Origin of the sequence: Yersinia similis (assembly GCF_001053095.1) — a bacterium.
Classification (GTDB): Bacteria; Pseudomonadota; Gammaproteobacteria; order Enterobacterales; family Enterobacteriaceae; genus Yersinia; species Yersinia similis.
Window position 1 is genome coordinate 18,086 of record NZ_CGBP01000020.1, and the last position, 11,290, is coordinate 29,375.

Below are 11,290 nucleotides of genomic sequence, written 5' to 3' on the forward strand. Positions count from 1 at the left end.
GTCATGACTCAACAGACTTTCCTGGTGGAAATCGGCACGGAAGAGCTGCCGCCGAAGGCTCTTCGTTCTCTGGCCGAATCTTTTGCCGCTAATTTTACGGCTGAACTGGATAACGCTAATTTGTCTCATGGTGAGGTGAGTTGGTACGCCGCACCGCGCCGTCTGGCAGTAAAAGTGGCCAATTTAAGTGCGGCTCAGGCTGATCGTGAAGTCGAAAAGCGCGGCCCGGCCATTGCGCAAGCGTTTGATGCTGAGGGTAAACCTAGCAAAGCCGCTGAAGGTTGGGCGCGTGGCTGCGGTATTACTGTCGATCAGGCGGAGCGTCTGGTGACGGATAAAGGCGAGTGGCTGCTGTACCGCGCCCATGTCAAAGGGCAACCTGCCCAGTTATTGCTGGCAGGCATGGTTAATACCGCGCTGAGTAAGTTGCCAATTCCAAAACTGATGCGTTGGGGTGATAAAGAAACTCAATTCGTCCGTCCGGTGCATACCGTGACCCTGCTATTGGGGACTGACGTTATTCCTGGCACCGTGCTGGGTATCAATTCAGATCGGGTGATCCGTGGTCATCGCTTTATGGGTGAAGCGGAATTCACAATCGACAGTGCTGACCAATACCCACAGATTCTGCTGGAGCGTGGCAAGGTCATTGCTGATTATGAATTGCGTAAATCAATCATTAAGCGTGATGCAGAACAGGCAGCACAACAGATTGGCGGCGTTGCTGATCTGAGTGAAAGCCTGCTAGAGGAAGTGGCGTCATTGGTGGAATGGCCGGTGGTGCTCACCGCCAAGTTTGAAGAGAAATTCCTGGCTGTCCCTGCGGAAGCGCTGGTGTACACCATGAAGGGGGATCAGAAGTATTTTCCGGTTTACGATACCGCCGGTCACTTGATGCCACACTTCATTTTTGTCGCCAACATTGAGTCTAAAGACCCTCAACAAATCATTTCTGGCAATGAGAAGGTGGTTCGCCCACGTTTGGCTGATGCTGAGTTCTTCTTTAAGACTGACCGCAAAAAACGGCTGGAAGATAATTTACCGCGTCTGGAAACCGTGCTGTTCCAACAGCAACTGGGTACCCTGCGTGATAAAACAGATCGTATTCAGGCGTTGGCGGGTTGGGTTGCTGCACAAATTGGCGCTGATGTTAATCACGCCACCCGTGCGGGTCTGCTGTCCAAGTGTGACCTGATGACCAACATGGTATTCGAATTCACCGATACTCAAGGTGTGATGGGGATGCACTACGCCCGCCACGATGGTGAAGCTGAAGACGTTGCCGTTGCATTAAATGAACAATATCAGCCACGTTTTGCCGGTGATGACTTGCCATCTAACCCGGTCGCCTGTGCGCTGGCCATTGCCGATAAGATGGACACGCTGGCGGGTATCTTCGGTATCGGTCAACATCCGAAAGGCGATAAAGATCCGTTTGCTCTGCGCCGTGCAGCGTTGGGTGTACTGCGTATTATCGTCGAAAAGAATTTGTCACTGGATCTGCAAACACTGACTGAAGAGGCGGTGCGCCTGTACGGCAGTAAGCTGACCAATGCGAAAGTGGTCGATGAAGTGATTGAATTCATGCTGGGCCGTTTCCGTGCCTGGTATCAGGATGAAGGTCATAGCGTCGATACCATTCAGGCGGTATTGGCACGTCGTCCGACCAAACCGGCTGATTTTGATGCGCGAGTGAAAGCGGTGACCTATTTCCGCACACTGGATGCTGCTGCCGCATTGGCTGCCGCCAACAAACGTGTATCAAATATTCTGGCGAAATCCACAGATACCCTGAATGATCACGTTCATGCTTCGATCTTAAAAGAACCGGCAGAGCTAAAACTGGCGACTCATTTGGTGGTATTACGCGATCAACTGGAGCCGGTTTTCGCGGCGGGTCAGTACAAAGAGGCGCTGGTTGAATTAGCTGCCTTACGGGAAACTGTCGATGAGTTCTTCGAGAGCGTGATGGTGATGGCTGAAGACGATGCTGTACGGGTTAACCGTCTGACATTGCTGAGCAAACTCCGCGAGCTGTTCTTGCAGGTTGCTGATATTTCGCTGTTGCAATAATTTGCTCGATAACATCGTGCTGGGCAATAAGGGGAGCTATACGCTCCCCTCAGACTGCTGACAAAGCCCGATGACGCGATCTTGAACGGTGAGGATAGGCAGAGGAGTAAAGAGTCCGCGCCAAGGATGGCGCGGCTCGAGCCTACATGGATGTATTTACGGCGTCTTTACGATCTGCCTGTTCTCTCCGTCGCGGGCACTTTGTCAATAACCTCAGGGGAGCTATACGCTCCCCTTACGTTATGCCTTTATGGGGTTAGCGATGCGGGCCTTGGCTTACGTTAACGAACCTGGGTTCGTTCGCGGACTCTCCCTGCAACCTCCCGTGCTTTGGGTATATACTCATTAAGATTTTATCCAATAGAGACTTTGTCCAATAGATTGTGTACCGCACGGATTGGATGCTAAGAACGGGATTTTGTGAGAGTAAATAGTTTATTAAGGAGTGATTGCACATGATTTTTGCATTGAACACCGTCCGGAACCCACGCTGGTTGGCACCTTTATTGGCGTTCTTGGTCATGTTCTTGGTGACCGCCTGCGGAGATAAAGAGCCAGAACAACGTAAGGCTTTTATTGATTATCTGCAAAACACCGTGATGCGCAGTGGGATGAAACTGCCAACACTGAGTGAAGACCAAAAGCAGAAGTTTGGCCCTTATGTCAGCGACTACGCGATTTTAGTCACTTTTTCGCAGCAACTGAGTAAATCAGTTGATGCCAGTCTGGTTCCGGCTATTGAGCAAATCAATCAAATCCGCGTGGCACAGGATTATCTCAGTAAGCGTGATGCGTTACAGCAGTCTGCGGGCGCGCTGAACCTGTTAGTACAACAGATCCGCACTGCCAAAGCCCAAGCTGACAGCGCTCAAGCCGCATTGAAGCTACCAGATGATTTGAAAGTGGTGTTCAACAGAGCCTTTGATAACATTGTGACTCAGCCTGCTAATGTGTTGATTCCAGCAGTGCCGGTGGTCTCTTCATTTGTGCAAGATCTGGTTCAGGTTGGGGATTTCCTGCAACAGCAGGGTACGCAAGTGACCTTTAATAACGGTGGCATTCAATTCCAGACTCCGCAGCAAGCCGCTCAGTACAACACGATGATGAGCAACTTGGTCGCCAAGTACCCGGAGATGATGGCAGCGCAAAAGCGCGTGATGAAGGTAATGCAGTAATAGATTTTGTTAAATAGAATTTGAGTATTGCTCAGGGGCCTTTTGGCCCCTGTTATTTTCTTACATATTCCTCTCTGGCTTAAACCACGATAGCGCGATCTTTCGGATGAATGTCGGCTTCTCCTCCTACGAGCAAAAATAACTTGTGACAAATATCACACTTTAAAAACAAACAACCGATCATTAATCGTGACTTAAGTCACACTTGATTGGTTTTTTAGCTCAAAAATTCTACGTTGTGACTTTATTACAGCCTGTAACTGTGATCTTAATCAACAAATACACCGGTGTGATGGGTTGTTTTGTGTGACTTTCGTCACGAAATTTTCGTGAGCTACGCGTGGCTAAAAGAGCATGCTAGAGTTTGTTTTGCATACAGCGTGTTTGCATAAGGTAATACTGGCGGGTTTTGCAAAACTGCCTCCAATTAAAATAATTATATCGCGCTCTTATTGTTAGCGCGTACCAATAGGGGTGTTTTATGTTTTCACCAGACGCAAAGGTCAGGGTCCAAAACTTTGGCCGATTCCTAAGCAATATGGTTATGCCCAATATCGGCGCATTTATTGCTTGGGGCATTATCACCGCACTGTTTATTCCAACCGGCTGGCTGCCCAATGAAACCTTAGCCAAACTGGTTGGACCGATGATTACCTATCTGTTGCCACTGTTGATCGGTTTTACCGGTGGCCGTTTGGTAGGCGGAGATCGAGGTGGCGTAGTCGGTGCCATCACCACCATGGGGGTGATCGTTGGTGCGGATATGCCAATGTTCCTCGGTGCGATGATTGTCGGCCCGCTGGGTGGCTGGGCAATTAAACATTTTGACCGCTGGGTTGAAGGTAAAATAAAAAGCGGCTTTGAGATGTTGGTGAACAACTTCTCATCCGGCATCATTGGTATGTTGCTGGCTCTCCTGGCCTTTATGGCGATTGGTCCGTTGGTTGAAGTCCTGTCTAAAGGGCTGGCTTACGGTGTGGATGTTATGGTGCAGAATAATCTGTTGCCACTCGCATCGATCTTCGTTGAACCGGCAAAAATTCTCTTCCTGAATAACGCCATCAACCACGGTATCTTCTCACCACTGGGTGTCCAGCAAGCCGCTGAAACCGGTAAGTCTATCTTCTTCTTGATCGAAGCAAACCCAGGTCCGGGTTTGGGTGTGTTGATGGCGTATATGTTCTTCGGCAAAGGTAATGCTAAGCAGTCAGCTGGTGGTGCCGCTATCATCCACTTCTTCGGTGGTATCCACGAAATTTATTTCCCTTATGTGCTGATGAACCCTCGCTTACTGTTGGCGGTGATTCTGGGGGGTATGACAGGTGTGTTCACCCTGACTCTGCTGAACGGCGGGCTGGTATCTGCAGCTTCACCGGGTTCTATTCTGGCAATATTGGCAATGACACCTAAAGGTGCTTACTTTGCCAATATTGCAGCTGTTGCCACGGCCTTTGCCGTGTCCTTCGTGGTCTCTGCCATCTTGCTGAAAAGCTCTAAGGCTAAAGACGATGAAGAGGGCCTTGAAGGCGCAACCCGCCGTATGCAAGATATGAAAGCGCAGTCTAAAGGTGTTCAGGCGGCCAATGCCGCTGCTGCTGCCGGCGATTTAAGCACAGTGCGTAAAATTATCGTTGCCTGTGATGCCGGTATGGGTTCCAGTGCGATGGGGGCCGGTGTTCTACGTAAAAAAGTACAAGATGCCGGGCTGAAACATATTGCGGTGACCAACTGTGCAATCAACAACTTACCGGAAGATGTGGATCTGGTGATCACGCACCGTGATTTGACTGAGCGGGCGATGCGCCATGCACCGCAGGCACAGCATATCTCGCTGACTAACTTCCTCGACAGCCAGCTGTACAACAATCTGACGGCGGAACTGCTGCAAGCCAGTCAATTGGTTGATAATACTAAAGTACAGAAAGTGATTGAAAAACTGGACGATAGCTTCGAAGCATTTGAAGATAATTTGTTCAAGTTGGGGGCGGAGAATATCTTCCTCAATCAGCATGCGACCGCCAAAGAACAGGCTATCCGCTTCGCCGGTGAACAGTTGGTCAAAGGTGGCTATGTCGAACCTGAATATGTTGAGGCGATGCTGGATCGTGAAAAATTGAGCTCAACGTATCTGGGTGAGTCTATCGCAGTGCCACATGGCACGATTGAAGCAAAAGACCGTGTGTTGAAGACCGGGGTGGTGTTCTGTCAATACCCGGAAGGCGTGCGCTTTGGCGATGAAGAAGATGATGTCGCCCGTCTGGTGATTGGTATTGCTGCCCGTAACAACGAGCACATTCAAGTCATTACCAGCCTGACAAATGCACTGGACGACGACTCGGTGATTGCGCGTTTAAGTAAGACCACCAACGTGCAGGAAGTATTGGATTTACTGGGCGGTAAAACGTCTGCTTGATATACCCGTCATACTTCAAGCTGCATGAGCGTTGGCTGCCTTGCCTGCCTGCAACGCGAATTATTTAGCGTATAAACAAGTCATAACTGATAGGGCTGTTGGAAGAAAATGGCCCTTTTACAGCAAGGTAACGAATATGAAAGCATTACATTTTGGCGCAGGGAATATTGGCCGTGGCTTCATCGGCAAACTGCTCGCTGATGCCGGTGCGCAACTGACTTTCGCCGATGTGAATCAACCATTGTTGGATGAGCTGAATAAACGTAAAAGTTATCAGGTCAATGTGGTCGGTGAACAGGCACGGGTTGAAGAGGTAAAGAATGTCAGTGCGGTAAACAGCGGTAGCCCAGAAGTGGTTGCGCTGATTGCTGAGGCCGATATTGTCACCACCGCTGTTGGCCCACAAATTTTGGCCAGAATTGCCGCGACAGTGGCACAGGGTCTGATAACCCGCCATCAGCAAGGGAATACCCGCCCACTGAATATTATTGCCTGCGAAAATATGGTGCGTGGCACTAGCCAATTAAAACAACATGTGTTTGCTGCCTTACCAGAAGATGAACAAATATGGGTAGAGCAGCATGTGGGTTTTGTGGATTCGGCAGTAGATCGTATTGTCCCCCCCTCTGAAGCAGGTAGTACTGATATCCTGGCTGTCACGGTAGAAACTTTTAGCGAATGGATAGTCGACGGTACCCAATTTAAAGGCCAGCCACCCGAAATCGTGGGCATGGAATTGACCGATAATCTCATGGCTTTTGTCGAGCGTAAGCTCTTCACGCTGAATACCGGGCATGCTATTACCGCGTATCTGGGCCAACTGGCAGGCCATCAAACGATCCGCGATGCGATTCTCGACCCGGCGGTGCGTCAAACAGTAAAAGGTGCGATGGAAGAGAGCGGTGCGGTACTGATTAAGCGTTATGCTTTCGACCCACAGAAACATGCCGCTTATATCAACAAAATTCTCTCTCGTTTTGAAAATCCTTATCTGCACGATGATGTCGAGCGGGTTGGCCGCCAGCCACTGCGTAAACTGAGCGCCGGTGATCGTTTGATCAAACCGCTGCTAGGTACGCTGGAGTATCAATTGCCGCACGATTCTTTGGTAACGGGTATTGCCGCCGCCATGAGCTATCGCAGTGAGCAAGATCCGCAGGCCCAAGAGTTGGTGGCGTTATTGGCACAATTAGGGCCGAAAGCTGCGTTAGCGCAAATTTCAGGCTTGCCTGCTGATAGTGAGGTTGTCGAACAGGCGGTGAGTGTGTATAACGCCATGCAGGAGAAGCTGGCGCACTGATTGTAGTGATAAGCCAGCTATGTCCCATTGGCCTGGTAACGGAAACGATAGCAGGCCAATGATACGACAATAAAGGATTTGCCAACGGATAATTGATCCGCTGCAGCAGAGGGTAAATACCGGATTAAATTTATGCGGTGTTTATTTTGCCGTGGCGTCATAATCAGGCGGACAGGACTTCACCAACTTCCCAGTGACCAGCAATGATTGAAAAAACACAAGCATTTGAGAATCGGGTTCTTGAACATTTGAACGCTGGAAAGACCGTGCGCAGCTTCTTGATGGCGGCAGTCGATTTATTGGCTGAAGCACTGAATATACTCGTAGTGCAGATTTTTCGTAAAGATGATTATGCGGTGAAGTATGCCGTGGAGCCGTTACTGGTCGGTGACGGGCCATTGGGCGAACTCTCTGTGCGGTTGAAGCTGGTTTATGCCCTAGGGGTGATCACCCGGCATGAATATGAAGATGCTGAGCTATTAATGGCGCTACGTGAAGAGCTAAACCACGATGGCACCGAGTATCGCTTTACCGATGACGAAATCCTCGGGCCATTTGGTGAATTGCATTGTGTCGATGAATTGCCGCCAGTACCCACTTTTTTACGCCCTGATGAAGCCGATGCTTCGCTGATTGCCATGCAACGCCAGCGTTATCAGCAAATGGTACGCTCCACCATGGTGCTGTCTATCACGGAACTACTCTCCCGCATCAGCGTCAAACAGGTCTCTAAACTCTCGCCATTAGGTCATGGTTAATCACGAAATTACGTTTAGCCACTCTTCTACCAACAGCCATACAGCAGTGATTGCCATTAAACCGCCCATCACGCCATTAAATAACCGCAATTTCCAGTTAACCTGTGTAGTACATCCAGTTAGCCTGTAGTGCATGGCGCAGTTAATCCCCCATGATTGCCCAAACCCCATGTCAGACTGCTGACAAACCCCGATGACTTGATCTTGAACGGTGAGGATAGGCAGAGGAGTAAAGCGTCCGCGCCAAGGATGGCGCGGCTCGAGCCTACATGGATGTATTTACGGCGTCTTTACGATCTGCCTGTTCTCTCCGTCGCGGGCACTTTGTCAATAACCTCATGTCATTATTCTTTTCTTATGGGGAGAGTCCTCTGCGCTATAGTTTGTTATTATACGTGCATAGTACTGTGTAGTTTACACGTATAATCATCACAGGAGAGCGTCCCATGGCAGCCAAACAACGCAATACACAGAACGTCACAATGACTGTAGAGCGAGACTTACTAAGCAGGGCGCGTGAGGCCGGTATTAACCTTAGCGCTACCCTGGCGGCCGCTCTAGATGCCGAACTACGTCATCACGCAACGAGAAAATGGCAGGAAGAGAACACGGAAGCCCTTGAGGCATTAAATCGTTTCCATGATGAACATGGTTGCTTCAGCGATGAATACAGGACGTTTTAACGATGCAATTCACTGTCTACTGTAATACCGGAAAAAGCGTCGCTTACCCCCTGTTACTTGATGTAACGAGCGACATTATCGGACAACTAAATCGTCGAATTGTAATCCCGCTGTTACCTGTTGAAAAATATCCGGGCGGCAATCGTCCAGATCGAATGATTCCCCTTATTAGGCTGACAGACGGCAAAGAATACGCAGTAATGACTCACGAACTGGCAAGTATACCTGTTCGCGCTCTGGGGGCAGAGTTCTGCGGCGCGGCGCAATATTGTACACAGGTAAAAGCGGCAATAGATTTTCTTCTTGATGGAATTTGAGACCTCTCTGGCAACGGTCAGCAAAACCTGGCACTCGGCACGCTCTATTCGCCCAATGGCCGCTATCGTAATGCGTTTCGGCTCTCTTGCTGCTATCCCTTTAATAGCCGCTATACTGAGGCATTGATGCGGGTTGGGCTGGCCGCCTGTGAAATTAGCGGCTTACCTGCCGGAACGGCGTGGCAACCGGTGCAAGAGCCAGTGGCTTAGTGGAATGCATCTCTGTCTTGATACACAATCAGTGTTATTATATCTCTAACTTTAGTGAAATATCGTGCCCATCAGAGGCATGTACGGACCAATATTATGAAAGAACATGCAGAAATCAAACGCTTAAGCGATATGCTGGATGCGCTGAATCACAAAGACCCGGCGGTGATCCAAAAGGGTAATGTGGAGCTAATTACCCAGCATATGAAAGAAAAAGAGAAACTGGCCGCTGAAATTCAGCGTCTGAAAGAAGTGCGGGTAAAAAATCTGAGTGAAGAAGCTCAAAAACTGGCTCAACTGCCTTTCAGCCGTGCTATTACCAAGAAAGAGCAAGCGGATATGGGCACCTTGAAGAAAGCGGTGCGCGGTATTGTGGTGGTGCACCCAATGACAGCATTAGGCCGTGAAATGGGCCTAAAAGAAGTGACAGGCTACGCTAAAAAAGCGTTTTGATCGCCTGCGGTAACCTCTGGGTGGCATGGCCGCCACCCGGTGTGTTTTCTCTTTGGGTATTCTCCCTCCCTAATTCTTTAAGTGTAATAACGGTTTTGCCTTCGTTAATACAATACAACCGTAAAGCAGCGAACTCATGAAATTAAAAAGTTACCTGATGTTCACTACCTGTAGCTGGCAGAGCCAATAAACTGAGAAAATGTTTCGCACCATATTTGTACCGTTGTGTAATCGTCTGGATTGACGTCTGCGGGCAACGTCTTTTTGAAGTTACCAAAATTTTTCAAGTCACCAATTAATTTTGCATCATCCTTAATTTTAAGAAATGATTCTTTATCATCCGCCTGGGTTTTCGTCAGATAGATTTTGTAATCAGGTCCTGGTGCAATTTCTCCTTCAAAGGCAATTTCGTGTTCTGATACATACAGTTTTCCTTCTGCCCAGTGTACGGCATCACTTCCTTTCTGGTTGCGGCTAAACTCACTGGTATATTTTGCAGATTGCTTTACTACCTGAATCTCAGGTGCTGTAGCGTTAGTTTCTGCGGTTAATATTGGCAAGATATAAATCCCCAATCCTGTTCCCGCAGCAAATACGACAAGATGTGTTACTAACATTAAAGCTTTCATTCGATTTGTCATAAAATAACTCTCGGATAATCTTACTTAACCTCTTAGGTCGGGTGTTTAATCCCTTGGTCCCAGACCGTCAGTCAGTATTTTTATCATAAGTCAGCGCAGTGCCTATCATCCCTGCAGCGATAAAATTGAACCTATAAAGTGTGGCTGTGGCATCGCGCAGTATTCGCTAAAAATATATAGCGCAGGCTATCTGGTCATGCAATGCTATTTTTTGCGTGATCGATAAAAAATAATTATATAGTTAAGTTATAACCTGTTAATCAAGGTGTCCATATGAAAGAAAAGAATCTGGGCGTCCCCGTTTGCTATCGGAGTAAGCATGAATAGAAGCAATGTTTCAGGTTTTTTCTCGGAAAGGATACAAGGCTACCGCCATCTCCGATCTGGCGAAAGTGCCAACCAGCCATACTCTATCTCGCTTTTGGTAGCAAAGAGGGTATGTATCTGGCAGCACAGGCTGTGCATGTACTGAATTTTTTTGATACAAAAACCGTCAGTATCCGCTAGAAATCATAACCATTAATAACGTCTAAAATATCCTGTCTTTTTTTGTATTTAACGCTTAATTTTTCTTGCAAACTACGGGCTTTGCTACACGTGACATTCACTTTTTTCTCTATCTCAACCTGTCGTTCTTTAGGCAGTGTTGAGTCCCACTCGCCAGAGAAATATTGGCAGTCATCTGCTACGTTTAAATAGGCCGTGATATCTGCCGGATATTTTTCAGAGGCATGAGAACACTCCAGTAAAATAAAAAATGGCATAATAAAGAATATTATTTTTTTCATACTATCGACCGTCCGTTGAGCAATGGGGTTTATCTTTTGAACCGCCATGGTGTTTGATTATACCAAAGCTATTACCATTTTTTATTCGTTGGGTTGTCTTTGCTGAAAAGTAGAAACAACCCATGCTAAAGAATAAAATAATCAGATGTCCTGCAAGATTGCCGGAGTTTACTCCATATATACCACCGTCATTAATCATTTCTTTAATGACAAACAATAGACTTATAATTGTATAGGCTGATATAGCAAAGAAAATTGAGGAAAATACTATCATCACTATCCGTAAAATTAATTTGAGATTCATTTTCTAATCATCTGTGTAAAAACTGATAATATGTTACATTCCAATGCAGTAAAAATACATAGTGAAGTGATGATTATCTGATTTAATAAAAATCATTACAGAAAAAATAGGTTAGTTATCGTATCTGTTCTTTTCCGGGGTATCGATAATAGATAGTGATTTTCTGCGTACAGGC

Annotated in this window: 12 protein-coding genes and 1 pseudogene; 10 read left to right on the top strand and 3 right to left on the bottom strand. The window is 47.6% G+C overall.

Translation table 11 applies throughout. The annotated features are described in order from the left end of the window. Positions 1–3 precede the first annotated feature (3 nt). The 5 genes from glyS to AC971_RS14590 all read left to right on the top strand — a co-directional run bounded on the left by glyS (position 4) and on the right by AC971_RS14590 (position 7,719). Positions 4–2,073, top strand: a complete 2,070-nt coding sequence (gene glyS, locus AC971_RS14570; protein WP_025381934.1) for a glycine--tRNA ligase subunit beta — start codon at positions 4–6, stop codon at positions 2,071–2,073. Positions 2,074–2,528: 455 nt separating this feature from the next. Continuing rightward, the gene (locus AC971_RS14575) at positions 2,529–3,248 is read left to right on the top strand and encodes a DUF3053 domain-containing protein (protein ID WP_012105968.1); all 720 of its coding nucleotides are present in this window, start codon (positions 2,529–2,531) and stop codon (positions 3,246–3,248) included. A gap of 481 nt (positions 3,249–3,729) precedes the next feature. Further along, entirely contained in the window at positions 3,730–5,661 is a 1,932-nt protein-coding gene (locus AC971_RS14580) for a PTS mannitol transporter subunit IICBA (protein WP_025381933.1), read from the top strand. A 136-nt stretch (positions 5,662–5,797) separates the two neighbouring features. After that, positions 5,798–6,961, top strand: a complete 1,164-nt coding sequence (locus tag AC971_RS14585; protein WP_025381932.1) for a mannitol-1-phosphate 5-dehydrogenase — start codon at positions 5,798–5,800, stop codon at positions 6,959–6,961. Between the two features lie 203 nt (positions 6,962–7,164). Next, positions 7,165–7,719: an MltR family transcriptional regulator gene (locus AC971_RS14590; protein ID WP_025381931.1), complete on the top strand. Its 555-nt coding sequence runs from the start codon at positions 7,165–7,167 to the stop codon at positions 7,717–7,719. On the opposite strand, the gene AC971_RS24735 is transcribed toward AC971_RS14590, so the two are convergent. Further along, positions 7,720–7,890 carry a hypothetical protein gene (locus AC971_RS24735; RefSeq protein WP_162471853.1) on the bottom strand — a complete coding sequence of 57 codons (171 nt, stop codon included), beginning with the start codon at positions 7,888–7,890 and terminating at the stop codon, positions 7,720–7,722. 98 nt (positions 7,891–7,988) lie between these two features. On the opposite strand from AC971_RS24735, the gene AC971_RS24360 reads away from it, so the two are divergent. From AC971_RS24360 to AC971_RS14605, 5 genes and pseudogenes are all read left to right on the top strand, one after another. After that, a complete protein-coding gene (locus tag AC971_RS24360) occupies positions 7,989–8,132 on the top strand; it encodes a gluconate 5-dehydrogenase (protein WP_071825452.1) in 144 nt (47 codons plus the stop codon). 33 nt (positions 8,133–8,165) lie between these two features. Then, positions 8,166–8,402 (top strand): type II toxin-antitoxin system CcdA family antitoxin, encoded by a 237-nt coding sequence (locus tag AC971_RS14595; protein ID WP_025381930.1) that lies wholly within the window; start codon positions 8,166–8,168, stop codon positions 8,400–8,402. Between the two features lie 2 nt (positions 8,403–8,404). Then, positions 8,405–8,719 carry a CcdB family protein gene (locus tag AC971_RS14600; protein WP_025381929.1) on the top strand — a complete coding sequence of 105 codons (315 nt, stop codon included), beginning with the start codon at positions 8,405–8,407 and terminating at the stop codon, positions 8,717–8,719. Positions 8,720–8,746: 27 nt separating this feature from the next. Continuing rightward, a pseudogene (locus AC971_RS25205) lies at positions 8,747–8,929 on the top strand (aminotransferase-like domain-containing protein); the annotation flags it as partial. A gap of 96 nt (positions 8,930–9,025) precedes the next feature. Then, positions 9,026–9,382 carry a YibL family ribosome-associated protein gene (locus tag AC971_RS14605; RefSeq protein WP_025381928.1) on the top strand — a complete coding sequence of 119 codons (357 nt, stop codon included), beginning with the start codon at positions 9,026–9,028 and terminating at the stop codon, positions 9,380–9,382. Between the two features lie 164 nt (positions 9,383–9,546). Here AC971_RS14605 and AC971_RS14610 read toward each other — a convergent pair whose 3' ends face one another. Beyond that, positions 9,547–10,023, bottom strand: coding sequence for a DM13 domain-containing protein (locus tag AC971_RS14610; protein WP_025381927.1), 477 nt, complete (start codon positions 10,021–10,023; stop codon positions 9,547–9,549). A 503-nt stretch (positions 10,024–10,526) separates the two neighbouring features. Further along, complete coding sequence (locus AC971_RS14615) at positions 10,527–10,859, bottom strand: hypothetical protein (RefSeq protein ID WP_025381926.1); 333 nt, start codon at positions 10,857–10,859, stop codon at positions 10,527–10,529. Positions 10,860–11,290: the final 431 nt, after the last annotated feature.